The organism is Enterobacter sp. FB, from assembly GCF_000805795.1.
In the GTDB taxonomy this organism is placed as follows: domain Bacteria; phylum Pseudomonadota; class Gammaproteobacteria; order Enterobacterales; family Enterobacteriaceae; genus Enterobacter; species Enterobacter roggenkampii.
The window spans coordinates 1,118,205-1,142,428 of record NZ_JSZC01000013.1; the positions used below are offsets into that span (position 1 = coordinate 1,118,205).

Genomic DNA, 24,224 nt, shown 5'->3' on the forward strand with positions numbered 1-24,224 from the left:
TTTACAGTTCAACAATGGGAAAGGCGATGCTATCCCACTAACATCCAGGTTGCCGGCACGGCAGCAACCAGTAACAGTCCAATTAAGGCCATCTCACGGCGTTTCAGCGCGTTCTCCAGCTGATGCGTGCGGCGGGCGTAGATGAACACCAGCAGACCCGGTGCGTACAGCACCACCGACAGCAGCAGATGCATAGGTCCGGAAGCATACAACAACCACAGGCCGTAAATACAGGCTCCGACACCCACGACATAATGCGCCGGGCGTGTGGCAATTTTTAACAGATACGCACCCACTAAGAAATAGGGTACCAGAATCATCTCCGAGGCGATGGTCAGCAGCGTGTTATAGTCTGAACCTGTGAGCCAGATCAGCACCAGACAGATCTGAACGCTGATGTTGGTCAGCCAGAGTGAGGCAGACGGCGCGCTGTTTTGGTTTTGACGCGCAAACAGGCGTGGAAACGCCTTGTGCGTCGCGGCCAGGAAAGGCACTTCAGCCGCCATGATGGTCCAGCTCAGGTAGGCTCCGCAGACGGAGATGATAAGGCCAGCGGCAATCACCACATCGCCCCAGGGGCCGAGCATTTTCACCATCAGGCCCGCCATTGACGGGTTACGCATTTCAGCCAGCTCAGGACGCGCCACCACGCCCAGCGACAGCAGCGTCACCAGCAGATAGACCCCGAGCGCAGCCAGTACCGCCAGCAGCGTGGCGCGGCCCACATCGCGTTTATTTCGGGCCCGGGCGGAAACCACAACCGCGCCTTCAACACCGATGAACACCCACAGGGTAATCAGCATCGTGTTTTTCACCTGCTCCCAGACGGGGACGCCCAGCGCAACGCCGCTGAAATCGAGCGTGAACACGTCCATACGGAACGCAATGAAGGCCAGAACGATAAACAGGCCGAGCGGAACCAGTTTCGCGAGCGTCGCCACCAGGTTAATGCTGGCGGCCGTTTGTACGCCACGCAGCACCAGCCAGTGGACGAACCACAGTAACACCGAGGCGCCCACAATAGACTGCCAGGTATTCCCGTCGCCAAACAGGCGCAGCTCAGGCGTATCGGTAAAGAAACTGAGGGCCGAGAAAACGATCACCAGATAGGAGACGTTGGCGATCACCGCACACAGCCAGTATCCCCAGGCGGAGCAGAAGCCAATCAGCTCGCCGAAACCTTCCCGGGCATAGGTGAAAATGCCGCCGTCCAGATCCGGGCGAATGCGCGTCAGCAGCAGCATGGCGAAGGCCAGCAGCAATATTCCGACACCCGTAATGCCCCAGCCAATGATGAGGGCAGACGGGCTGGCGACGGCCGCCATATTTTGCGGCAAACTGAATACGCCTGCACCCAGCATTGAGCTTAAAACGAGTGCAGTCAGAGCACTCAGGCCAAGTTTCTTTTCCATTGGCTTCCTGTTATGAAAGGTCAAAATCCAGAATAATTATTTCGCTCAGGCGCATAAAAATGGTGGATCACACTAAGGCGCGGGATTTTACGGAGTGTAACGAAAGCATGCAATGACGTGTGGCAGAAATTCAAAAAAAGTAACAAAAAAGGCGGCATTGCGCCGCCTTTTTTAAACGATTTTGTTACTTGTACAGATCGGCGCTGATGGTCACGTTGTTACCACGTTCCTGCCACTGGCGGGTGATGTGGTAGAACTTCGCCCCTTTCTTCGCCGCACGCTTCGCGACCTGGTAAGAGACTTCCGTCATGTTGCCGTAGTTGCCGGTAAATTTGATGCTGTCGAACGGCACCATCTGCGCGGCAGTGGCGTTGTTCAGCTCTTCAACTTTGGTACCGTCTGGCAGCGTAACCGAATAACGACCACCTTTCGTGGACTGCGTTTCAAAGAAACGGCCCACTTCAGCGCTTGGCGTAGCCGTCGTTGCGACGCCTGGGATTTCCACTTTCTTCGCTTCTTCGCCGCCTTTCGCTATCGCCGCGCGACCGGCTTCGGAGTTTGCCGGAATCGCATCCGGGCTCTGCAGAACACGTTTCTTCGCATCTTCTTTATAGATGAACGCGGTAATACGCTGGTTGCCGCCCTGGTTAGCATCGACCTGACGCACGATGTAGAAAGCGTAGGCCCCTTTCTCTTTCGCGGCTTTGGTGATGGCATCGTTCACTTCAGGCTGGCTGCGGTAAAAGCCCTGAACGGTGACGGTGTCGTACGGTTCCAGCGCAATTGCCTGATCTTTCGGCAGTTCAACAACACCGTTAATCACGCGGTTTTTCGGTGCGTCAGCTTTTGGCGCGTTGTCCTTATACAGCGCAATGGTCACGCGCTGGTTACCGCTGTTGCCGTTATCAGACTGGTCAACAACATAAAACGAGGCTGCCCCGTTTTTATCAGCGGCCTTTGATGCAGCGGCGACGGCGTCGCCAATAGAATTATAACGACCCACAATGACCTTATGGTCAAAAGGTTTTAACGCTGCCGCTTGCTCCGGCGTTAACTCTGTTGCGGCATTCGCAGACAGGGCGGTCGCGGAGAGAAGTGCGGACGCCAGGAGTGTGTTCTTAAGCTTCATAAAAATGATCCTTCGCCTTGCGCAAACCATGTACTGGTATTGTTGTTAATTTGAGACGGTCCCGATTATGGCATTTAAAACCCGTCGCTGTCTGCGCCATTTTTCACTGCCTGTGCTCACTGAATCACCTTATTCGATAACATTTAGTGATATGTTGAAAAAACACGCGTTTGACAAGTAAAACTGATAAAGCTTATGACTTTTACAAGTTAATTTAATGTTAATAAGTTGTTCTCTTATGGCGCTATATCATGTTTTTACCGCTTCGCTTGCGCGAATTATCGGTTCTGGCGATGAATTTAAGGTAAATATCACTGTCAGTGACGCCGATCGCTTATTTTTCACAGATAAAGTAAGAAATAGTGTTTTCTGGCGGTAGATCACGGCCGCTATTTTCAGTAGGTTATAGACAGTTTGTTACTGTTTTATTTTCCGGGGTGAATTGTGTCTCATTGCTTGCGTGATGGCGAAAAATGATACAAACCGCGGGCACTTATCGTTAAACCATCATCAAAAACCGATGGAAGGGAAAACTATGCGTATTGGGGTACCAAAAGAACGGTTAGCCAATGAAACCCGCGTAGCGGCAACACCGAAAACGGTGGAGCAACTGCTTAAGCTGGGTTTTACCGTCGCAGTTGAAAGCGGCGCGGGCAAACTGGCGAGTTTCGATGACGAGGCCTTTATTCAGGCTGGCGCGGAAGTGGTGGACAGTGCCGACGTGTGGCAGTCGCCGGTTATTCTGAAGGTCAACGCACCGGAAGAGAGTGAGATTGCGCTGCTGAATCCGGGCACCACGCTGGTGAGCTTTATCTGGCCTGCGCAAAATCCTGAGCTGATGGAAAAACTGGCCGCGCGCGGCGTCACCGTGATGGCGATGGACTCCGTGCCGCGTATTTCGCGCGCCCAGTCGCTGGACGCCTTAAGTTCGATGGCAAACATTGCGGGCTACCGCGCCATTGTTGAAGCGGCCCACGAATTTGGTCGCTTCTTTACCGGTCAGATCACCGCGGCGGGTAAAGTCCCTCCGGCGAAGGTGATGGTGATTGGCGCTGGCGTGGCGGGACTTGCAGCCATCGGTGCGGCAAACAGCCTGGGCGCTATCGTTCGCGCGTTTGATACCCGTCCTGAGGTGAAAGAACAGGTCCAGAGTATGGGGGCCGAATTCCTTGAGCTGGACTTCAAGGAAGAAGCGGGCAGCGGTGATGGTTATGCGAAGGTGATGTCCGAAGCCTTTATCAAAGCCGAAATGGAACTCTTCGCCGCGCAGGCGAAAGATGTCGACATCATTGTGACCACCGCGCTTATCCCGGGTAAACCGGCGCCGAAGCTGATTACCCGTGAGATGGTGGACTCCATGAAGCCGGGCAGCGTGATTGTCGACCTGGCCGCGCAAAACGGCGGCAACTGCGAATATACCGTAGCAAATCAGGTGACCACGACCGCAAACGGCGTGAAGGTGATCGGCTATACCGATCTGCCGGGTCGCCTGCCGACGCAATCGTCTCAGCTGTACGGCACCAACCTCGTCAACCTGCTGAAGCTGCTTTGCAAAGAGAAAGACGGCAACATCACCGTCGATTTTGACGACGTGGTGGTGCGCGGTGTGACCGTGGTGCGTGAAGGTGAAATTACCTGGCCTGCGCCACCGATTCAGGTTTCGGCCCAGCCTCAGGCAGCGCCTAAAGCGGCGCCTGAGCCAAAAGAACCTGCCAAACCGGCTTCCCCGTGGCGCAAATACGCGATCATGGCGCTGGTGATTATTCTGTTCGGCTGGCTGGCTGACGTCGCGCCGAAAGAGTTCCTCGGCCACTTTACCGTCTTCGCGCTCTCCTGCGTCGTGGGCTACTACGTGGTGTGGAACGTCTCCCATGCGCTGCATACGCCGCTGATGTCGGTAACCAACGCCATCTCCGGGATCATCGTGGTGGGGGCGTTACTGCAGATTGGCCACGGCGGCTGGATCAGCTTCCTGAGCTTTATCGCGGTGCTGATCGCCAGTATCAATATTTTCGGTGGTTTCACCGTGACTCAGCGCATGCTGAAAATGTTTCGTAAAGGCTAAGGGGTAGCATATGTCTGGAGGATTAGTGACAGCCGCATACATTGTTGCTGCAATCCTGTTTATTTTCAGTCTGGCGGGGCTTTCCAAACACGAAACGTCTCAGCAGGGGAATAACTTTGGTATCGCCGGGATGGCGATTGCGCTGATTGCCACCATCTTCGGGCCGGACACCGGCAACGTGGCGTGGATCCTGGTGGCGATGATCATCGGCGGTGCGATTGGTATTCGCCTGGCGAAACGCGTTGAAATGACCGAGATGCCGGAGCTGGTGGCGATTCTGCACAGCTTTGTGGGTCTGGCCGCAGTGCTGGTGGGCTTCAATAGCTACCTGTACCACACGCCAGGTCTGGAACCGATTCTGGTGAATATTCACCTGACGGAAGTGTTTCTCGGTATCTTCATCGGTGCGGTCACCTTCACCGGTTCCATTGTCGCGTTCGGTAAGCTGCGCGGGAAGATCTCCTCTAAGCCGCTGATGCTGCCAAACCGTCATAAGCTGAACCTGGCGGCGCTGGTGGTATCGTTTGTGCTGCTGGTGGTCTTCGTGCGTACCGAAAGCGTCGGTCTGCAGGTACTGGCGTTGCTGGTGATGACTATCATCGCGCTGGCCTTCGGCTGGCATCTGGTGGCGTCCATCGGTGGTGCGGATATGCCGGTGGTGGTCTCCATGCTGAACTCCTACTCCGGTTGGGCGGCGGCGGCGGCGGGCTTTATGCTGAGCAACGACCTGCTGATCGTCACCGGTGCGCTGGTGGGTTCTTCGGGTGCGATCCTGTCTTACATCATGTGTAAGGCGATGAACCGCTCGTTCATCAGCGTCATCGCCGGTGGCTTTGGTTCTGACGGCTCGTCTACCGGCTCCGATGAGGAAGTGGGGGAGCACCGTGAGATCAGCGCGGAAGATACCGCCGAGATGCTCAAAAACTCGCACTCGGTCATTATCACCCCGGGCTACGGCATGGCGGTGGCACAGGCGCAGTATCCGGTCGCGGAAATCACCGAGAAGCTGCGCGCGCGCGGCATCAAGGTGCGTTTTGGTATTCATCCGGTGGCGGGGCGTCTGCCAGGCCACATGAACGTGCTGCTGGCGGAAGCGAAAGTGCCTTACGACATCGTGCTGGAGATGGACGAGATCAACGATGATTTCGCCGACACCGACACCGTGCTGGTCATTGGGGCTAACGACACCGTTAACCCGGCGGCGCAGGACGATCCGCGTAGCCCAATCGCCGGGATGCCGGTTCTGGAAGTGTGGAAGGCGCAGAACGTGATCGTGTTTAAGCGCTCAATGAATACCGGCTATGCCGGGGTGCAGAACCCGCTGTTCTTCAAAGAGAACACCCACATGCTGTTTGGCGATGCCAAAGCCAGCGTGGATGCGATTCTGAAAGCGCTCTGACAGGGTAAAGCCCGGTGGCGCAAGCTTACCGGGTCTACCAAACCCGTAGGCCGGGTAAGGCGTAGCCGCCACCCGGCAAAAAAAAACCGCCGGTTCGCCGACGGTTTTTTTTCATCTTGCGGGTCAATCGTCTTCCGGATCGTCAAGCTCAACCGGCGTCTGGTACTCATCCGGCTTGATAACCAGCAGGTCGCAGCGCAGATGGTCGATCACCTGCTCGGCGGTGTTGCCGAGGAAGGCGGCAGAAATACCGGTACGGCCAATGGTACCCAGCACGACAATCCCCGCCTGCAGGTGTTCAGCCAGGTCCGGGATGACCTCTTCAGGCAGCCCTTTTTCCACGTGGGTCATCTTCTCATCGATGCTGAATTTCTGGCGCAGCGCTTTCATGGCCAGCAGGTGCTGACCGCGGATGGCGTCGTTATACACGCTCGGGTCAAATTCCGGCAGCTCAATGGCGATGTTAATCGGGGTAACCGGATAGGCACCTACCAGATGCACTTCGGTGTGGTTGACCTGGTCGGCAAGCTGGAGGGTCTCCTTCACCAGCTTCTCGTTCAGCGAGTTATGGTAATCCTCTTCGCTGGCGAGGTTTACCGCCACAACGGCTTTCCCGCCTTCAGGCCACGGCTGGTCTTTCACCATCCAGACCGGGCAAGGGCATTTACGCAGCAAGTGCCAGTCGGTCGGGGTGAAGATCACGGATTCCAGCTTGTCGTGCTGGTGCGCCATCTTCAGCAGCAGATCGTGCCCACCGGCAACGACTTCCTGAATGATGGCTTCGAAAGGTCGGTTGTGCCAGACCACTTTGATATCAATGGGCACGCCCGCTTCCAGGTAATACTTCGCCTGTTCGCGGATCCACGCGGTACGCTGGCTGATGACGCCCTGACGCATAGCGGTGCGCTCGTCAGGCGACAGAAGGGTGGTCATCTCATACGAGAAGTCATAGATCGGCAAAAACGCTTTGATTTTGCCACCAATCCGTTGATGTAAATACACAGCACGTCGTAATGCCGGCTGATCGTCCTGATTCGGATCGATTGCTACCAGCATGTTTTGATACTTGGCCATACAGGTCTCCTTACTACTGTCACCACAGTCTGTAATTAAAAGAGTAACCTATATATCCTGAATGAAACAGAGGAGAGCTTTTGCCAGATCAATAATTCATGAAAATTTATCAGAGGAAAAGCACCGTGGTCGTTACCGCGATAAACGCAATAAACAGCAGCACCATCACCGCTATCGCAAAGGTCGTGGAATCCTGAACGTAGGTTTTTTCCTCCCCCTTCATTGGGCCGACAAGCATGATCCAGATGAAGATAAAGGTCACTGAGGCAATCACGACTGAAACGAAAAACAAACTTTCTCTCAATTCATAACCTCAACGAGACCCTTTTGGGTGCTGTGTGGGGACGAGCTGCGGTGAAAAGGGCAGATAAAAGACGGGGTAACAGGCCAGACCCATAAATCAGGAAAATTTATCGGTCTGGCAGTATACGTATGGCGTTTACGCCACGTTGCGGGCGTGCCCGGCAAGAACGGCCAGCGCTTCACCGTTTTCGATAGTGATGTATTTACCCTTAACGGCCAGCATCCCGCTTTTCTGGAAACGACCCAGCAGACGGCTGATGGTTTCCACGGTCAGACCCAGGTAGTTACCGATATCGCCACGCGTCATCGTCAGACGGAATTCACGCGGCGAGAAGCCACGCTCGGCGAAGCGGCGGGAGAGGTTGTAGATAAACGCGGCCAGGCGCTCTTCTGCGTTCTTTTTAGAAAGCAGCAGAATCATGTCCTGATCGCCTTTGATCTCACCGCTCATCAGACGCATCATCTGCTGACGCAGGTTAGGCATCTTGCCGGACAGATCGTCCAGGGTTTCAAACGGAATTTCGCAAACCATCGAGGTTTCGAGTGCCTGAGCAAAGCTCGGGTGGTGGCCCGTACCGATGGCATCAAAGCCTACCAGGTCACCCGCCAGATGGAAGCCGGTGATCTGCTCATCGCCCTGTTCGGTGATGGTGTAGCTCTTGATGGTGCCAGAACGGATAGCATAGAGCGATTTCAGTTCGTCTCCCGCTTTAAACAGCGTCTGCCCTTTCTGAATAGGCTTTTTACGCTCGATGATATTATCAAGCTGATCGAGTTCATGCTCATTCAGGGTAAACGGGATACAGAGCTGGCTGATGCTGCAATCCTGGCAATGGATAGCACAACCGCCAGACTGAATGCGTCGTATAATTCGCTTTTCCGGGATCATAGGTTTGCTCAAGCCTTAATTGATATTGGTCAATTTTAACATCTTTTTGGTAAGTACGTAAGCCTGACAAACCCTCAATAAGGACAAGAGACGGCAATCTGCCGCCATCTTCTTGAAATTCCACAGCTTGATTATGGATTTTTAGCCTAACCGGAAGAAAATTAAGCACAAAAAGCCTGGGAACTAGAGTAAGAGATACCCTTCGTGACGCAGCAACCACTCTTTTCGCTGCACGCCACCGGCATAGCCGGTCAGGGTGCCGTTGCGGCCAATAACGCGATGGCAGGGCACCACGATGCTGACCGGATTAGAGCCGTTCGCGGCACCTACGGCGCGTGCGGCCCCAGCGCGACCTAACTGCTCCGCAAGCTGGCCGTAATGCATCACCTGCCCGCAGGGAATGGCCCGCAGCGCCTGCCACACTTCGCGCTGAAAAGGGGTGCCCGCCGTGGCGGTGGGCAGCGTGTCGATGATGCTGAGATCGCCTTCGAAGTACGCCGCAAGCTTGTCGCTCAGTCCACCCGGATTGGTGGCGCGGATACGTTCATACCCCTGGGCGCGGTAGTGAATCGCAAGCAGTTCTTCCATGCGGTCGCTGTGCTCTTCCCACTCAACGGCGCGCAGGCAAAACTGCTCGTCCGCGATCACCCACAGCGGCCCAAGCGGCGTCGCAATCTTGTCTTCGAGTAATCTCAGCATCCTCATTCCCTTAGTTCAGCCTCGGGTAGATCCCCGGCCCAATCGGCAGGCCGACAAGATACCACGCCACCAGCATCACCAGCCATACCCCTAAAAAGATAAGCGGGTAGGGTAAAACCAGCGAATAGTAGGTACCCAGTTTGGCCTCGGGTTTATAGCGCTGCAGGAAGCCTAAAAACAGCGGAACAAACGGCGAAACCGGCGCCAGCGGGATAACCGAAGAGTCCGCGATGCGGAACAGGATCTGCGCGAAAGCCGGGTGGAACCCCAGCATCATAAACATCGGCACGAAGATCGGGGCCAGAATCGACCAGATGGCGGAGCCGCTGGCGATAAACATGCACAGCAGGGATGACAGCAGCGCCAGACCGACAAACGCCGGTACGCCGCTTAGCCCGGCAGCCTCCAGCGCGTCGGTGAGGCCCACGGCCATAAACTTGCCCATGTTGCTCCAGTTAAACATCGCCACAAACTGGGCCAGCGGGAACACCATCACGATAAAGCCCGCCATCTCCTTCATCGGCTCGATCATCAGCTGCGGCAGGTCACCCTGGCGGCGGATTTTGCCGGTGGCGATACCGTAGGCGAGCGAAACAATAAAGAAGAAGAGGATAATCAGCGGCACGATGCCCTGAATAAACGGCGAGGGCAGGACCGTATGTTTAACCGGATCGCGCAATATGCCGTTTTCCGGCACCACCATCAGCGCCACCGCGGCGATAAACGCCAGCGAGACAATCCCCGCCACGCGCAGGCCGAAGCGCTGCGCTTCGCTCAGCGTCTCCAGCTTTTCATCGCTACGGCCTTCCCATTTGCCCAGGCGCGGCTCAATGATCCTATCGGTAATCAGCCCGCCGACAATTGTCAGGAGAATGACCGAGCTTGCCATAAAGTACCAGTTGTCGATCACGCTGACGTGCATGGCCGCATCAATGGTTTTCGCCGCCTCCGTACTGATGCCCGAGAGCAGCACGTCGGTGGTGACGATCAGCAGGTTAGCGGTAAAACCGCAGCCCACCCCCGCAATCGCGGACAGCAGGCCCGCCACGGGATGGCGCCCGACGGCGAGGAAGATCAGCGCCCCCATCGGCGGCATGATCACCAGCGCGGCGTCGGAGGAGATATGGCTGAAGAAGGCGATAAACAGCACCATGTAGCTCGCGTAGCGCGCGCTGACGTGAGAAGCCATCTTCACCATCAATGCAGGCAACAGGCCGACGCGTTCAGCCAGACCGGCGCCCAGCACCAGCGCCAGAATGGCGCCGAGCGGGGCGAAGCCGCTGAAGTTTTTAATCATGTTGGGTAAAAACCAGTGCAGCCCTTCAATGCTCAGCAGATTTTTCACCGCCACCAGGCTGCCGTCGGCCGGGCTGCGCACGCTGACGTCAAAGGCGGAGAGCACGGCGGTGGCGACCATCAAAATCACAATCAGATAGATAAAAAGCAGGAAAGGGTGCGGCACTTTATTGCCGATCCTTTCAACCCAGCCATAGAGCTTACCGGATGGGGAATGCGAAGGTATGGATGACATACTCATGGGCGTTCCTCGGGAGTGTTGTGTTGTTGTGTTGTGTTTTTTTATTTTAAAGGTGACGGTGTCACGCCCGGTGGGATCGGACACGCGTACGGTTTTTCTTCTAGTTGTTGTTCGAACTCTTCACGGCATTTTTTCAGCAGCGCGGCGTCCTGCAGCAGATTGAGCGCGGTCGCGCCCATCACTTTCCCGGCCAGCAGCATGCCTTTGTGGGCAATAGAGGTTCGCCCCTGAGACACCAGTTGCCAGGTGTGCAGCGGCGTGCCGACGGTAAAGCAGGGGCTGAAGCACTGGGCGACCGGCATTTTCCAGCTGACGTCACCCACGTCGGTTGAACCTGCCAGCACGTTGTCGGTGACGGCATAAGGCGCGACTTCATCCACCAGCAGCGTCGCCTGATGACGACGGGCAAAGGCTTTACCCGCTTCGCCACCCGTGGCGGCAATATTTTTCAGGCTGTTTTGCAGATCGTTGGGCGTCAGCGTGGCGCGGATCTCGCGGGCAAACTCTCGCTCTTCGTCGGTCCACTCCGGCGTGCCGTAGTGCTGCAGGGCGCGATACATCGCCGCCTCAAGCGTGCGGTTCGGCAGGTAGCTGGAGCAGGCTTTATCAAAGCGGCACTCGACGGTCGTTTCGGTCATCAGCGCCGCGCCCTGGGCGATTTTCTCGATGCGCTCGTAGATCTGCTGCGCATCCGCCATCTCCGGGGCGCGGATCAGGTACAGCACCTCGGCCTGCGCCTGCACGACGTTGGGCGAAATCCCGCCGGTATCGGTAATGGCGTAATGGACGCGCGCTTTCTCGATAATGTGTTCGTTAAGGAAGTTGGTGCCGGTGGTCATCAGCGTTACGGCGTCCAGCGCGCTGCGTCCCAGGTGAGGGGAGTTGGCCGCGTGCGCCGCCACGCCGTGAAAACGCCAGGCGGCCTGAATATTCGCCAGCGTGCTGACGTTAAACATCCCGGCAAAGGCTTCCGGGTGCCAGGTGACGGCGGCATCGACGTCATCAAACAGCCCTTCGCGCACCATAAAGGTTTTCCCGGAGCCGCCTTCTTCACCGGGACAGCCGTAAAAACGCACCGTTCCGCTGCCGCCGTGCTGCTCCAGCCAGCTTTTCACCGCCACCGCGCCCGCAAGCGCCGCGGTGCCTAAGAGATTATGTCCGCAGCCGTGGCCGTTAGCCCCCGGCGTGGCGGTTTGCGCCGTCGCGCAGTGTGCCTGCTGGCTTAACCCGGCCAGCGCGTCGTACTCGCCCAGCAGGGCGATAACCGGTTTCCCGCTGCCGAAGCTGGCGATAAAGGCATTGGGAATACCGCCTGCCTCGCGGGTCAGCGTGAAGCCTTCAGCTTCCAGCTCGCTGGCCAGCCGCTCGGCGGACCAGAACTCTTCAAAGCGGGTTTCGGGACGATCCCAGATCGCGTCGGCAATATCGGTTAACGTCCGACATCGCGTGTCGATCGCATCGGCAATAAAAGCGTAGTTCTCCTGCATCACACACCTCGCGTCCACGGGAAATTGAGCGCTGTTCGCGCCAGCGTTTCGATGGCGATAGTCATGACCTGCTCATCGAAGTCGAATTTTTCGTTGTGATGTCCGGCGCTCAAATCCGTGCCAAACACCATATAGGACGCCATGCCGCCGTTCTGCTGCACGCGGGCCATCATCAGCGTGGCGTCTTCGGAACCCGCTGGCGCTTTCACCTTATCGATGGCATGAACAACCCCGGAAACCTGGCTCGCCTGTTCGCGCAGATAATCCACCCACGCCGGTGTCGGCGCGCTGGAGGTGGCAGCCCCCATCAGGCGCATCTCCGCGCTCACGCCATAGAGCGCCGCCGCGCCGGTAATGACGGCCTGCGCGCGTTCAAAGACATACTGATTAATCGCTTCGCTTTCGCCGCGGGTTTCAACCTTAATCAGCGCATTCGCGGGCACCACGTTGCGTCCGCTGCCCGCCTGCATCACGCCGACGTTTACCCGGGATGCGCCGTCGCTGTGCGGGGCGATGCTGTGCAGGGCGAGGGCGGCCTGCGCGGCGGCGAGCAGAGCGTTACGACCGTCCTCCGGCTTACCGCCCGCGTGTGCGGCCACGCCGGTGAAGCTCACGTCGAACTTGGTGGTGGCCATAAAGTTATCGCTGCCGCAGATTACCGTCCCGGCGGGGACGCCGGTGCCAATATGAATGGCCGTGAAATAGTCCACGTCATCCAGCGCCCCGGCAGCAACCATGGCGCGCGCGCCGCGCGTGCCTTCTTCGGCAGGCTGGAAGATCAGCTTGATGGTGCCGTTCAGCCGGGCTTCATTCTGCTTAAGCACCTGTGCCAGCCCCAGACCAATGGTGGTGTGGCCGTCGTGCGCGCAGGCGTGCATCATGCCCGGATTGCAGGAGGCAAACCCGTCGCGGAACGGGCGATGGCTGTCGTCGAGCGCTTCGCTTAAATCAAGGGCGTCCATGTCCACGCGAAACGCCAGGGTTGGGCCCGGGCGGCCGGTATTCAGGGTGGCGACAATGCCGGTAAAGCCGCCTTCAAACGGCGCCAGCCATTTCTCAGGCGCGCCTTGCGCCCGCGCGCGGGCAAACTCTCGCGCCAGGGTTGCCTCGTCGGGCAGCCCCATCCGGCTTTCGGCATCGACCACGTCGCGCCCCATCGCCAGTTCGTAACCCAGCGAGTCCAGGGTCTCCGCAACTTTCGCGGCGGTACGAAACTCTACCCAGCCGGATTCCGCAAAATGGTGAAAATCGCGACGCCACGCGCTCAGCTGCGGGGTTAACGTCTGGATGTACTGCGCCAGTGTGTCCATATCTGTTCCTGTCATCATGAAAATATGTGAACTGCTTCACGCTGTGATAGTTTTTACTTATCACTAACCGATTTTTCACAGTTTTAACCGTTCAGGAATTACCCTCGCACATCCCTTTCCAGTAAAGTAGATGACAGTTTCTTTACTCTGATAAACAACGGTTATCGGTCGGGCTATGTCATTTCAGGTTAAATTCCATCATCTCCGGGCGTTTGTTGAAGTCGCTCGTCAGGGCAGCATTCGCGGTGCCAGCAGGACGCTGAATCTTTCGCAGCCGGCGCTGACCAAATCCATCAAAGAGCTGGAGGAGGGCATGGCGGCGCAGCTTTTCGTGCGCAGGAGTAAGGGCGTGGCGTTGACCGAATGCGGTGAGGGCTTTTACCAGCGCGCCCGGTTAATTCTGGAAGAGCTGCGCGCGGCGCAGGATGACATTCGTCAGCGGCAGGGGGAACAGGCCGGGCAGATCAACATCGGGATGGGGGCCAGCGTTTCGCGCAGCCTGATGCCCGCCGTTATCACCCGCTTTCATGCCCAACATCCGCAGGTCAAAGTGCGGATAATGGAAGGGCAGCTGGTGTCGATGATCAACGAATTACGGCAGGGAGAGCTGGATTTCACCATCAATACTTATTATCAGGGACCTTACGATCAGGAATTTACGTTTGAAAAACTCTTTGAGAAGCCATTTGCGGTATTTTGTCGCGAAGGGCATCCGGCAACGGGGCAACGTCGATTAACGAACTTCTGCATTATAACTGGACAATGCCGACGCCGCGGGGAAGTTATTATAAGCAGTTAGAAGAGGTATTTAGCCATCGCTCGCAAATACCGCAAATTGGTGTGGTCTGCGAAACCTTTTCTTCCTGCATAAGCCTGGTTGCGCAAAGTGATTTTCTAAGCATATTGCCGCAGGAGTTAGGCTGTGACCCGCTTCTGGCGCACCGTCTGGTCATGCTGCCGGTTGTCGAATCGCTTCCAAAAGCAGCATATTATTTAATTCAGCGCCGTGATTCACGTCAGACGCCCCTGGCTGAATCATTAATTACGCAGTTCAGACGGGAAGCGAGAAAAATAATCGCGGCGTGAAAGTGAGATAATAAAAAAACAGGATCTGCCCGACATCAGACAGATCCTCCAGTACACACAGCAGTGCGTCCTTTCGCCAATCCTGAATATTATATCCATGAAGCAGGTATATTTAGGTATAACACCTTTTCCGCAAAAAGAAAGGATGTCGAGTGTTTGATTTTACGAAAATTTAACACAAATCACTTATTTCATCTTTGCTGAAGTTTTAGTTAAGTCATATTTAACTTTATTTTATAAATACTATATATATTCATCAGGTTAATATTTGCGGCGCATGAGGGCCTGTAACGGTGATTGAGGCCAGTCTCAGGCGCAGGTATAGTACCGTCCTCAGTTGTAGCCGGAGGATATCCATGAACCCTGACGACAAATCCTTTTTTCTTGACGCCATGGAAGATGTCCAGCCGCTGAAGCGTGGCCCGGATATTCACTGGCAGCCCAGCCGCAATACGCGGGCGCGCCAGGAGGTGGATAGTGAACAGCTGGATAACTTCCTGACGCTGGACTTTCTTGACCTTCTTCCCCTGGAAGAACCGCTGGCGTTCCAGCGCGAAGGGGTGCAGCAGGGCGTTATCGAGAAGCTGCGCTCGGGTAAATATGCCCGCCAGGCCAGCTTAAACCTCCTGCGTCAGCCCGCCGAACGCTGCCGTCAGATGCTCTATTCTTTTATTCGCCAGGCCGGACGTGACGGGTTACGCAATCTGATTATCATTCACGGAAAAGGGCGCGAGCAGAACTCGCATCCTAATGTGGTGCGCAGCTATCTGGCGCGCTGGTTAACCGAGTTCGAGGAAGTGCAGGCCTTCTGCGTGGCGCTGCCGCATCACGGCGGCAGCGGGGCATGCTACGTTTCACTGCGTAAATCCGATGAAGCAAAACAGGAGAACTGGGAGCGGCACGCCAAGCGCAGCCGCTAGCGGGCGATTTCCTCGCCCGCCGGTGATTCAGAAGGTTTCCCAGTTGCTGTCGGTGGCGGCGTTTGCGGTTGCCGGGCGCAACAGCTGAGGCGTTTTCACGCTGGCCGGACGTGGAGCTACCGCTTTTTCTTTGCCGTTCAGACGAAACGCGGCCACCGCCTGGCGCAGCTGTTCGGACTGATCTTCCAGCGCCGCTGCCGCCGTGGCGGACTCCTGCACCAGCGCGGCGTTTTGCTGCGTCACGCTGTCCATCTGCGAAACGGCCAGGCTCACCTGTTCAATGCCGCGGCTCTGCTCGTCAGAGGCAGAGGAAATCTCGCCCATGATATCGGTCACGCGGGTCACGGCGGCGACGATCTCCTTCATGGTGGTGCCTGCCTCGCTAACCTGCTCAGAACCGGTATTCACCCGGCTGACGGAGTTCTCGATAAGCCCTTTGATCTCTTTCGCCGCCTGCGCGCTGCGGCTCGCCAGGGTCCGGACCTCGCCTGCGACAACCGCAAAACCACGCCCCTGTTCCCCGGCGCGTGCCGCTTCCACCGCGGCGTTAAGCGCCAGAATGTTCGTCTGGAACGCGATGCTGTCAATCACGCCGGTAATATGCGCAATTTGCTGTGAACTGTCGGCGATCTCGTTCATGGTGCGAACCACGTTATCCACGACGTGACCGCCGCGCGCGGCCGTTTCAGAGGCGTTTTTCGCCAGCAGCGTGGCCTGACGGGCGTTATCGGAGTTCTGTTTAACCGTCGCGGTCAGCTCTTCCATGCTGGCGGCGGTCTCTTCGAGCGAGGCGGCCTGCTGCTCGGTGCGGGCGGAAAGATCGTTGCTTCCTGCGGCAATTTCGCCTGCGCCGGTGTAGATGGAATCGGTACTTCCGCGTACGGCGCTGACGGTGGTCACCAGCGACTGCTGCATCTCATGCAGGCCCGCGGCCAGCTGACCCATCTCATTGCGGCCCGAGATAGCGATCTCCTGCGTCAGGTCGCCTCCTGCAATGGCGCGAATATGGTCCATAATGGAGTGGAGTGGTTTTAACAGCAGGTGCTGTAAACCCTGCCAGATGACCACCAGAACCGCGATAACGGCCAGCAGAATTGCCGCCAGCGTCCACTGCATCTGCGTGAAGCTGCTCTGGTTCTCTTCGGTTGCGGCCTTCAGCAGGGTGTTATTTTCGGCGCGCCAGCGGTTATAGACCGCTTCCATATCGTCCTGCGCCTGCTGCGCATCCAGATCGCCATAGGCCTGATAGTTGTCGGCGCGCAGATACTCAATCGATAAACGCATGACTTCGTGCATCTGGTTCCAGGATTTCTGCATCTCGTCGGTCAATGCCGCCTCCTGGCCCTTAACCTGCGGCAGTTTCTGCCACTCTTTGTTATAGGCTTCGGCTTTTGCCAGCGAGTCGCCTGCGGTGCCCAGCAGTTTATTGATCGCCGCCAGGGAAGCCGGGTCACGCTGGTTTTTCAGGTAGCGGATCGCCACGCGGGTGACGGTGACGCGCGTTTTCACCAGCGTGTTCACGCTGTCGCTCAGGCTTTCCTGCTGGGCATTGAGCACGCCGGAGTTCTGGAAGTTATGGCGATCGTTACTGACGGCAGAGTAGAACAACCCTCCCGTGACAACTTGCAGCAGGCAGAATATGGTGAGGGCAAAGATAATACCGGTAATCACGTGCAGATTTTTCAGCATAGCGGTCGTCCGTTAGAGAAGATGCAGGGTTACTTCATTACTATCGTCGTAGAGAATGTAAACTTTAATTAACTCGCGCTTAACTAAGGGGCCCTTTTGGGAACCTGTTGTAAATCCGGATCATTTTTATGAGGAAGGTCAACATGAGCAGCATTGATAAAAGCGGGACATACGCGCTCGGGACGCGGACGGTGAAACGGCTGGGCTACGGCGCGATGCAGCTGGCCGGGCCGGGCGTCTTTGGGCCGCCGAAGGATAAGCAGGCCGCGCTGGACGTGTTACGCGAGGCCGTGGCGGCGGGGGTGAACCACATTGATACCAGTGATTTTTATGGCCCTCATGTCACCAACCAGCTGATCCGTGAGGCGCTTCATCCTTACCGGGACGATCTGACGATCGTCACCAAGATTGGCGCCCGTCGCAACGACAAAGGCGCCTGGCTGCCGGCCTTTTCCGCGCAGGAGCTGACGCAGGCGGTGCATGACAACCTGCGCAATCTGCAGCTGGACGTGCTGGACGTGGTGAATCTGCGGATCATGTTTAGCGCGCACGGGCCAGCGGAAGGGTCGATTGCTGAACCGCTCTCCACCCTGGCAGAATTACAGCAGCAGGGGCTGGTGCGGCATATTGGTTTGAGCAACGTCACGGCCACCCAGGTCGCGGAAGCGCAGAAGATGGTGCAGGTGGTGTGCGTGCAGAACATGTACAACATTGTGAACCGGGGTGATGATGCGCTGGTGGATCTGCTCGCGCAGCAGGGGATTGCGTATGTGCCGTTCTTCCCACTGGGCGGCTTTACGCCGCTGCAATCGTCCGGGCTGAAGGCTGTCGCGGATTCACTGGGCGTCACGGCAATGCAGGTTGCGCTGGCATGGTTGCTGCAGCGTTCTCCGAATATCCTGCTGATCCCGGGCACCTCTTCCGTGGCGCATCTGCGGCAAAACCTCGCGGCGGGGGAACTGCAGCTGCCGCCTGACGCGCTGGAAACATTGAATACGCTGATGGACTGATCGTCACAGGCGCAAAGCCCGACATGTGCTTCCGGGCTTTGCGCGTTTTAAATCTTCTGACACTTCAACGCGTTTGGGTTCGCTTCCGGAAATGACCTTGATCCCTGACCATAATCCGTAATACTGTATTTATATACAGTATATGGCGAGAAAGGCATCATGGACACTCTCTTTTCTTATCAACCAAAACAAATCATTGAACTACCTTTGTTTTTAGAACGTGTTGCCTGTGGGTTTCCCAGCCCGGCGCAGGATTATGTGGAGGATCGTCTCGATCTTAACCGGCTGGCAGTGAGGCACCCCAGTGCGACCTATTTTATCAAGGTGAGTGGAGACTCCATGATTGGCGCGGGGATTGGCGACGGCGATCTGCTGGTGGTTGACCGCTCGTTAAATGCCGAACATGGGGATATCGTTGTGGCGTCGGTCGCCGGTGAGTTTACGGTGAAAGAGCTACAGACGCGCCCGGTGCTGAGGCTGTTGCCACATAACGCCCGCTATCAGCCGATTACCTTTCAGTCCGAAGAGGAGCTGCAGATCTTCGGCGTCGTCACCCACACGCTTAAAACGCATAAACATGTTCGCGCTGGTTGATGTGAACAGCTTCTATGCCTCCTGCGAGAAGGTATTCCGCCCCGATCTGGAGGGGAAGCCCATCGTGGTGGTGTCCAACAACGACGGCTGCATCATTTCACTCTCGCGGGAGGCAAAGCAGTTCGGCATAAAAATGGGTGAGCCCTATTTTAAATTCAAAGAGAAGCTTTTTCCGGCGAGGGTTTACGTCTTCAGTTCGAACTATGCGCTGTATGCCGACCTCAGCAGTCGGGTGATGCAGACGCTGACGGATCTGGCTCCGGCCATAGAAATTTACTCGATTGACGAGGCGTTCGTGAACGTTTCAGGGATCGGTAACTGCATGTCGCTGGACGCGTTCGGACACCAGATGCGCACGCAGGTCTTTAAAAACACGGGTTTAACCGTTGGCGTCGGCATTGCCCCGACAAAAACGCTGGCAAAGCTGGCCAACTATGCGGCGAAACGCTGGGCCAGTACCGGCGGCGTGGTCGATCTGTCGGGCCGGGAGCGGCAGCGTAAACTGCTGGCAAAGGTTCCGGTAGAGGAGGTATGGGGCGTAGGGCGGCGCATCACGAAAAAACTGAACGCGATGGGGATTACCACGGCGCTGGAGCTGGCGGAGGCCTCCTCGTGGGTCATTCGCAAACATTTTAACGTGGTGCTGGAGCGTACGGCGCGCGAGCTTCGCGGCGAGCCCTGTCTTGACCTGGAAGAGTACACCCCCACGAAGCAGCAAATCATCTGTAGCCGTTCGTTTGGTCATCGCATTACGCAATATGAAGAGATGCACCAGGCGATTTGCGCCTACGCGGAACGCGCCGCAGAGAAACTGCGCGGCGAGCATCAATACTGTCGCTTTATCAGCGTGTTTGTGCGCACCAGCCCGCATGCGGACAACGAAATTTATTACGGTAATCAGGCTTCGGTCACCCTGATGACGCCCACCAATGACTCGCGGGATATCATCCGTGCCGCCACGGAGGCGCTGGGGCGGATATGGCTCGACGGGTATCGCTATATGAAGGCCGGGGTCATGCTGGCGGACTTTTTCAGCAGCGGCGTCGCTCAGCTTAATCTGTTTGACGACAATCGCCTGCGCGCCAACAGCGCGGCGCTGATGGAGATGATCGACAGCGTCAATCACTCCGGCAAAGGGAAGATATGGTTCGCCGGGCAGGGGATTGAGAAACCGTGGGCGATGAAGCGGGAAATGTTGTCACCGGCCTATACGACGCGGTACGCGGATTTACCGGTGGCGAGGTAGATGGTGGCTATGTGTGACAAAGAACCGCAGACGGTTTGCGGACGCCGCTCCTGTGCAGCGTCCATAGCATCAGGGTTAAGGGCTTACTCAACCGTTAACGCATCGACAACCTCGGCCACGCTTCTCACGCTGCGGATATTCCCAATCCCCGTGCCGAGCGCGATATACCCTTCATCGGTGTTATTTTCCAGCATGCCCAGGCGCAGGCCCCGTAATCCGCCCATCGCCTTGCCCAGCGCTTCGTTGCTTGCGCCCGCTTTATCCATCGCCGCCAGTTTTTCCGCCAGCTTGCCGGGAAGAGAACGATAGTAGTGGGGGACGGTGCGGAAAAGCAGCAGGTCCAGGCCGTTGGCGACAACAATTTTCTCTTTGACCCCCTGCGGCACGCGGCTTTCTTCGGTACTGATAAACACCGAGCCGGCAAACACGCCTTCCGCCCCTAACGCATGCGCCGCTCTGGCGGTGCGATTATCGGTTATACCGCCCGCCGCCATCACCGGGACGTGCTTCACGGCATCGGCAATCAGCGGCACGATGGAAAAGGTACCCAGCGCCGTCGCGGGTAGCGTCCCGCCTTCGTCAAAACCGGTGGCGACGATGATGTCAGCCCCCATTTCTTCAGCCAGAAGGGTATTTTCCGGCGTGGGATTGATGTCGCGGTAGATAATGGCGATACCTGCCTCTTTTAACTCATTGAACAGCGCGGGAATAATGCTGCCTTCCCCATAGCCCGTATACACCACGGCCCTGACGCCTTCCTCTTTTACCACCTTAAGAATTGGCCCGGTCCAGACGTCATTAACGGCGGTGGGGATCAGGTTCACGCCGAAGGGTTTTTCGGTCAGCCGTTTGGTTTTCCGAATTTCTTCCCGCATTTTTTCGGCGGTCTCTTCCGGCGTGGAGACCGCGGTATCGGCGGTTAAACCGGCGTTGGGGCCCAGCACGCCGAGTCCTCCGGCATTGCTGACCGCGGCCACTAAACGGGCATCAGTAAGCCAGGATAACGGTCCCTGAATAACGGGCTTTTCGATACCCAGGATCTGACAGATACGGTTATTTTTCATAGCAGACTCTCCCTTACGTTTGAATGAGGGAGAGTGTAGAGAGGAAGATTGTTAGGAAAAATAGCCAAAAACATTCATCACTGTTATAAAATTAATAACAATCATTTTCTCCCGCTCGCGGCAAGACATCCCTTATGCAAATAAACCTCTTTGAATCTATTCGGATTTTTATTGAAATTGTCGACTCGGGGAGCCTTACCCAGGCGGCGGAAAATCTGCGGGTCCATCGACCGGCAGTGACCAAAGCGCTGCAGCTTCTGGAACAACACAGCGGCACGCGGCTCCTGCAGCGCACCACGCGTCGGATTAGCCTGACGCCGGATGGGGAAGCCTTTTATCGCCGCAGTAAACCCCTGCTGGCGCAGGCGGACGAATTACTGGAGTCGTTTGGCGCCGATCGGCCGATACACGGCCAGCTGCGTGTGGATATGCCCATCTCTTTTGCGGCGCTGCGGGTGATACCGAACCTGCCTGATTTTTATCGTCAGCATCCTGATATCGACATCATCCTGAGCAGCTCTGACCGCCGTCGGGATATGCTGCGGGACGGTCTGGACTGCGTGCTGCGGGTGGGCGAGCTGGACGACGGCGACTATATCGCGCGTAAAATCGGGAACATTAAAATCACGACCTGCGCCAGCCCGGCCTGGCTGGCTGAACACGGTACGCCAGAAACGCTGGAGGATTTACGCAAGCATCAGGCGATTAACTGGATTAACAACAGCAGCAGGCACGTTCAGCCGTGGACGTTTACCACGCCAGAGGGCGTTGCGGAGATCGCGCTACCCGGTAAGCTCGTGGTGGATAACTCCGAGGCCTACATCGCGGCAGGCCTGGCCGGGCTGGGGGTAATGCAGGGAATGAATCTCTTTCTCCAGCCTTACATTGACCGCGGCCTGCTGGTTGAGGTCCTGCCTGAATATCGCTCGCCGGACCGCAAACTGTCACTGCTCTACCCACATCGTCATCTCTCCCGCAAGGTACGGGTATTTACCGAATGGCTGGAGAGTCTGGTGTGAAAGCGGCCAGCTCATGGCATAGCGCACCAATCTGCTCCACGGCAGTGAGCAGGCGGGGCGTCGGTTCGTTTGCACAGTTTAGCCGCAGAAAGTGCGTGAGTTCTGCGCCAGGGGAAAACAGGGGGCCGGGGCTGACGCCAATACCCCGCGCCAGCGCGCGGCGATGCACCTCCAGCGCGTTGACCTGCGGAGGAAGTTCGACCCACAGCAGAAAGCCAGCTGCGGGGACGTTTACGCGGGTACCGGGGGGAAAACTGGCCTTGACCCGCGCCACGACGGCGGCGATTCCCTCTGCGATCCGCCGCTTTAGCCGCCGCAGGTGACGGTCGTAGTCGCCGTTTGCCAGCATCTCGCTCGTCGCGGCTTCCAGCAGCGGCGCGCCGGCCCAGTCTCCGGCCATGCGGGCCTGCAAGACCTGCGGGTAATAGCGTCCGGCGGCAATCCAGCCGATTCGCCACCCCGGTGCAAGCGTTTTAGACAGGGAGCTGCAGTAAATCACATTCCCGTTCTGGTCGAAGGCTTTGCAGGCCGGAGGACGTTGCCCGTCACCGACCAGGTCACCGTAAACGTCGTCCTCAATCAGAGGAATACCGGCTTCTTCAAGCAGAGCAACCAGTTCCTGCTTGCGCGCGACGGGCATGCTGGCACCCAATGGGTTTTGCACGGTGGGCGAGGCCAGGACGGCCGCGGGACGGTGGCAGCGGATGGCGTCAGCCAGCGGTTCCAGTAACAGACCTTCAGCAGGATCGGTGGGGATTTCTAACGCCTTCAGGCCTAAATCCTCCAGCAGCAGGAGCGTGCCAAAGTAGGCGGGCTGCTCCACCGCCACCACATCACCTGGCTGACACACGGCCCGCAGGGCCAGGCGCAGCGCCTGCGTCGCGCCTGCGGTAATAATCAGATCGTCCGCGCCGAAGCGGGCTCCCCACTGCGCAGCACGCGCCGCAATCTTGCTTCGTAAATCACGCCTTCCCGGCGGCAGGCTGTAGCTCTGCCCATGCGCGTCCAGACGACGGCCCACGGAGTGTAACGCCCGCTGTAGCGCCTCCCCGGGCAGCCACGCGGGATCGGGCAGGGCGGCGCCCAGCGGGACCAGGCGGGCTTCTGCGCTGCTGAACAGCGAGCGGGCCACGGCGGACATAGTCACGGGCACCGGGCCCGGCGTGGAACGCGCGGGCTCCGCGCGCGGAGGGAGGCTGATCTGGCGGATGTAATAACCTGAACGCGGTCGCGCAACGATCAGCCCTTCAGCCTCAAGGCAGCGAAGGGCCTCCAGCGCCGTCGGAAGGCTCACGTGCTCGCGTTCGGCCAGTTTACGCGCGGAGATCATCCGGTCACCGACTCGCAATGCGCCTGAAGAGAGCGTGAGGCGCAGACGCTCAGCAATCCGGCGATAGTGTGGGGAGGGGGCAGACATGGGTATCTGTTCAGGCTAATTTTCGATAAAACTGACTATACAGCCAATGATGTGCGCCATCTATAGTGTCCGGCATGTTCAGGACAAGGAGGCATTATGCACAGCGATAATTTCGACATTTCCTCGTATTTCAAACGCATAAACTACACCGGACCGGCGGCGGCCGATACGACCACCCTGCATGCGCTGATGCGTCATCAGCTCTTTTCCGTTCCCTTTGAAAATCTGGACGTGCAGGCGGGGAAAATTGTCTCGCTGGCACCAGACGACATTGCCGAGAAGGTGTTAAAGAAAGGGCGCGGCGGCTACTGCTATGAGGTGAACGGGCTTTTTGCCATGGCGCTGGAAGCACTTGGCATTCCTTACCGTTTCGTGGCGGCGCGCCCGATGTTCTACCCCGCGCGGCGTCCGAAAACCCATATGGCGCTCATCGCCGAGGTGGAGAGCCGCCAGTGGCTTTGCGATCTCGGGTTCGGCAGCTACGGCATCCGCGCGCCAATGGCGCTGGACACGCTTGACGTGGAAATCACCCAGGATTTCGACAGGTTTCGCCTGAGCCGCAGCGCGGAGGGCGAGTATTTGCTTGAGGCGAAGGTTGAAGGCGAATGGGCCCGACAATACGGCTTCGATCTCACGCCCCAGGAGTGGATTGATTTCGTTCCGGCCAACTACCTGAACTCCACGCATCCTGATGCTATTTTTGTGCAGAAGCGGGTGGTGGTGCAGCACAGCCCGGAAGGACGCCAGATTTTGCTGGGCGATATGCTGAAAACCATCACGGCGAACGGCACTGAAACGCGGCAGCTGGCGGAGGAGGACATCCGCCATGTCCTGAAAGACCGTTTTGCGCTGACCGCCGCGTAATCGGAGAAAGA

20 protein-coding genes and 1 pseudogene are annotated in these 24,224 nt (G+C 57.3%); 9 read left to right on the forward strand and 12 right to left on the reverse strand.

Annotation, left to right across the window (positions count from 1 at the left end):
- Positions 1–29 precede the first annotated feature (29 nt).
- Together PI91_RS12265 and ydgH are read right to left on the reverse strand one after the other, a co-directional pair.
- A complete protein-coding gene (locus PI91_RS12265) occupies positions 30–1,412 on the reverse strand; it encodes an amino acid permease (RefSeq protein ID WP_023292612.1) in 1,383 nt (460 codons plus the stop codon).
- Between the two features lie 184 nt (positions 1,413–1,596).
- The gene (gene ydgH / locus PI91_RS12270; RefSeq protein WP_023327293.1) at positions 1,597–2,541 is read right to left on the reverse strand and encodes a DUF1471 family protein YdgH; all 945 of its coding nucleotides are present in this window, start codon (positions 2,539–2,541) and stop codon (positions 1,597–1,599) included.
- Positions 2,542–3,076: 535 nt separating this feature from the next.
- On the opposite strand from ydgH, the gene pntA reads away from it, so the two are divergent.
- Positions 3,077–4,606, forward strand: a complete 1,530-nt coding sequence (gene pntA / locus PI91_RS12275; protein WP_021241157.1) for a Re/Si-specific NAD(P)(+) transhydrogenase subunit alpha — start codon at positions 3,077–3,079, stop codon at positions 4,604–4,606.
- 10 nt (positions 4,607–4,616) lie between these two features.
- On the forward strand, positions 4,617–6,005 hold the full coding sequence (gene pntB / locus PI91_RS12280) for a Re/Si-specific NAD(P)(+) transhydrogenase subunit beta (RefSeq protein WP_021241158.1): 1,389 nt from the start codon (positions 4,617–4,619) through the stop codon (positions 6,003–6,005).
- 123 nt (positions 6,006–6,128) lie between these two features.
- Here the strand turns inward: pntB and uspE are convergent, their stop codons facing one another.
- The 7 genes from uspE to PI91_RS12315 form a co-directional block, all read right to left on the reverse strand.
- Positions 6,129–7,079, reverse strand: coding sequence for a universal stress protein UspE (uspE, locus tag PI91_RS12285; RefSeq protein ID WP_008500542.1), 951 nt, complete (start codon positions 7,077–7,079; stop codon positions 6,129–6,131).
- Between the two features lie 109 nt (positions 7,080–7,188).
- Positions 7,189–7,371: a hypothetical protein gene (locus tag PI91_RS12290; protein ID WP_014883604.1), complete on the reverse strand. Its 183-nt coding sequence runs from the start codon at positions 7,369–7,371 to the stop codon at positions 7,189–7,191.
- A gap of 147 nt (positions 7,372–7,518) precedes the next feature.
- On the reverse strand, positions 7,519–8,271 hold the full coding sequence (fnr, locus tag PI91_RS12295; RefSeq protein ID WP_006174991.1) for a fumarate/nitrate reduction transcriptional regulator Fnr: 753 nt from the start codon (positions 8,269–8,271) through the stop codon (positions 7,519–7,521).
- A gap of 183 nt (positions 8,272–8,454) precedes the next feature.
- On the reverse strand, positions 8,455–8,970 hold the full coding sequence (gene ogt / locus PI91_RS12300) for a methylated-DNA--[protein]-cysteine S-methyltransferase (RefSeq protein ID WP_021241159.1): 516 nt from the start codon (positions 8,968–8,970) through the stop codon (positions 8,455–8,457).
- Between the two features lie 10 nt (positions 8,971–8,980).
- A complete protein-coding gene (abgT, locus tag PI91_RS12305) occupies positions 8,981–10,507 on the reverse strand; it encodes a p-aminobenzoyl-glutamate transporter (protein WP_039266215.1) in 1,527 nt (508 codons plus the stop codon).
- Positions 10,508–10,548: 41 nt separating this feature from the next.
- On the reverse strand, positions 10,549–11,994 hold the full coding sequence (locus tag PI91_RS12310; protein WP_023343991.1) for a M20 family metallopeptidase: 1,446 nt from the start codon (positions 11,992–11,994) through the stop codon (positions 10,549–10,551).
- Entirely contained in the window at positions 11,994–13,304 is a 1,311-nt protein-coding gene (locus tag PI91_RS12315; RefSeq protein WP_023343992.1) for a M20 family metallo-hydrolase, read from the reverse strand. The genes PI91_RS12310 and PI91_RS12315 overlap by 1 nt, the downstream gene beginning before the upstream one ends.
- A gap of 175 nt (positions 13,305–13,479) precedes the next feature.
- Here PI91_RS12315 and PI91_RS12320 point away from each other — a divergent pair.
- Positions 13,480–14,390: pseudogene (locus tag PI91_RS12320) on the forward strand (LysR family transcriptional regulator).
- Between the two features lie 356 nt (positions 14,391–14,746).
- Entirely contained in the window at positions 14,747–15,310 is a 564-nt protein-coding gene (gene smrA, locus PI91_RS12325) for a DNA endonuclease SmrA (protein WP_021241163.1), read from the forward strand.
- A 27-nt stretch (positions 15,311–15,337) separates the two neighbouring features.
- Here smrA and PI91_RS12330 read toward each other — a convergent pair whose 3' ends face one another.
- Entirely contained in the window at positions 15,338–16,999 is a 1,662-nt protein-coding gene (locus tag PI91_RS12330; protein ID WP_008500534.1) for a methyl-accepting chemotaxis protein, read from the reverse strand.
- A gap of 143 nt (positions 17,000–17,142) precedes the next feature.
- Between PI91_RS12330 and PI91_RS12335 the strand changes: the two genes are divergently transcribed.
- The 3 genes from PI91_RS12335 to umuC all read left to right on the forward strand — a co-directional run bounded on the left by PI91_RS12335 (position 17,143) and on the right by umuC (position 19,849).
- Positions 17,143–18,009, forward strand: coding sequence for an aldo/keto reductase family oxidoreductase (locus tag PI91_RS12335; RefSeq protein ID WP_021241164.1), 867 nt, complete (start codon positions 17,143–17,145; stop codon positions 18,007–18,009).
- A 159-nt stretch (positions 18,010–18,168) separates the two neighbouring features.
- Positions 18,169–18,603 (forward strand): translesion error-prone DNA polymerase V autoproteolytic subunit, encoded by a 435-nt coding sequence (gene umuD, locus PI91_RS12340; RefSeq protein ID WP_008500532.1) that lies wholly within the window; start codon positions 18,169–18,171, stop codon positions 18,601–18,603.
- Positions 18,587–19,849, forward strand: coding sequence for a translesion error-prone DNA polymerase V subunit UmuC (gene umuC, locus PI91_RS12345; RefSeq protein ID WP_008500531.1), 1,263 nt, complete (start codon positions 18,587–18,589; stop codon positions 19,847–19,849). The genes umuD and umuC overlap by 17 nt, the downstream gene beginning before the upstream one ends.
- Before the next feature lie 83 nt (positions 19,850–19,932).
- On the opposite strand, the gene PI91_RS12350 is transcribed toward umuC, so the two are convergent.
- Complete coding sequence (locus PI91_RS12350; RefSeq protein ID WP_039266216.1) at positions 19,933–20,913, reverse strand: nitronate monooxygenase family protein; 981 nt, start codon at positions 20,911–20,913, stop codon at positions 19,933–19,935.
- Positions 20,914–21,047: 134 nt separating this feature from the next.
- On the opposite strand from PI91_RS12350, the gene PI91_RS12355 reads away from it, so the two are divergent.
- The gene (locus PI91_RS12355) at positions 21,048–21,932 is read left to right on the forward strand and encodes a LysR family transcriptional regulator (RefSeq protein WP_023327303.1); all 885 of its coding nucleotides are present in this window, start codon (positions 21,048–21,050) and stop codon (positions 21,930–21,932) included.
- On the opposite strand, the gene PI91_RS12360 is transcribed toward PI91_RS12355, so the two are convergent.
- Positions 21,904–23,349, reverse strand: coding sequence for a PLP-dependent aminotransferase family protein (locus tag PI91_RS12360; protein ID WP_039266217.1), 1,446 nt, complete (start codon positions 23,347–23,349; stop codon positions 21,904–21,906). The genes PI91_RS12355 and PI91_RS12360 overlap by 29 nt on opposite strands.
- A 96-nt stretch (positions 23,350–23,445) precedes the next feature.
- Between PI91_RS12360 and PI91_RS12365 the strand changes: the two genes are divergently transcribed.
- Positions 23,446–24,213, forward strand: coding sequence for an arylamine N-acetyltransferase (locus tag PI91_RS12365; RefSeq protein ID WP_039266218.1), 768 nt, complete (start codon positions 23,446–23,448; stop codon positions 24,211–24,213).
- Positions 24,214–24,224: the final 11 nt, after the last annotated feature.

Coding starts and splice junctions, on each gene's coding strand:
- umuD (WP_008500532.1), top strand. CDS start 18,169: ATGGACACTCTCTTTTCTTATCAACCAAAACAAATCATTGAACTACCT.
- pntA (WP_021241157.1), top strand. CDS start 3,077: ATGCGTATTGGGGTACCAAAAGAACGGTTAGCCAATGAAACCCGCGTA.
- uspE (WP_008500542.1), bottom strand. CDS start 7,079: ATGGCCAAGTATCAAAACATGCTGGTAGCAATCGATCCGAATCAGGAC.
- pntB (WP_021241158.1), top strand. CDS start 4,617: ATGTCTGGAGGATTAGTGACAGCCGCATACATTGTTGCTGCAATCCTG.
- PI91_RS12330 (WP_008500534.1), bottom strand. CDS start 16,999: ATGCTGAAAAATCTGCACGTGATTACCGGTATTATCTTTGCCCTCACC.
- PI91_RS12360 (WP_039266217.1), bottom strand. CDS start 23,349: ATGTCTGCCCCCTCCCCACACTATCGCCGGATTGCTGAGCGTCTGCGC.
- smrA (WP_021241163.1), top strand. CDS start 14,747: ATGAACCCTGACGACAAATCCTTTTTTCTTGACGCCATGGAAGATGTC.
- PI91_RS12335 (WP_021241164.1), top strand. CDS start 17,143: ATGAGCAGCATTGATAAAAGCGGGACATACGCGCTCGGGACGCGGACG.
- fnr (WP_006174991.1), bottom strand. CDS start 8,271: ATGATCCCGGAAAAGCGAATTATACGACGCATTCAGTCTGGCGGTTGT.
- PI91_RS12315 (WP_023343992.1), bottom strand. CDS start 13,304: ATGGACACACTGGCGCAGTACATCCAGACGTTAACCCCGCAGCTGAGC.
- umuC (WP_008500531.1), top strand. CDS start 18,587: ATGTTCGCGCTGGTTGATGTGAACAGCTTCTATGCCTCCTGCGAGAAG.
- PI91_RS12265 (WP_023292612.1), bottom strand. CDS start 1,412: ATGGAAAAGAAACTTGGCCTGAGTGCTCTGACTGCACTCGTTTTAAGC.
- PI91_RS12365 (WP_039266218.1), top strand. CDS start 23,446: ATGCACAGCGATAATTTCGACATTTCCTCGTATTTCAAACGCATAAAC.
- PI91_RS12355 (WP_023327303.1), top strand. CDS start 21,048: ATGCAAATAAACCTCTTTGAATCTATTCGGATTTTTATTGAAATTGTC.
- PI91_RS12350 (WP_039266216.1), bottom strand. CDS start 20,913: ATGAAAAATAACCGTATCTGTCAGATCCTGGGTATCGAAAAGCCCGTT.
- abgT (WP_039266215.1), bottom strand. CDS start 10,507: ATGAGTATGTCATCCATACCTTCGCATTCCCCATCCGGTAAGCTCTAT.
- ogt (WP_021241159.1), bottom strand. CDS start 8,970: ATGCTGAGATTACTCGAAGACAAGATTGCGACGCCGCTTGGGCCGCTG.
- PI91_RS12310 (WP_023343991.1), bottom strand. CDS start 11,994: ATGCAGGAGAACTACGCTTTTATTGCCGATGCGATCGACACGCGATGT.
- ydgH (WP_023327293.1), bottom strand. CDS start 2,541: ATGAAGCTTAAGAACACACTCCTGGCGTCCGCACTTCTCTCCGCGACC.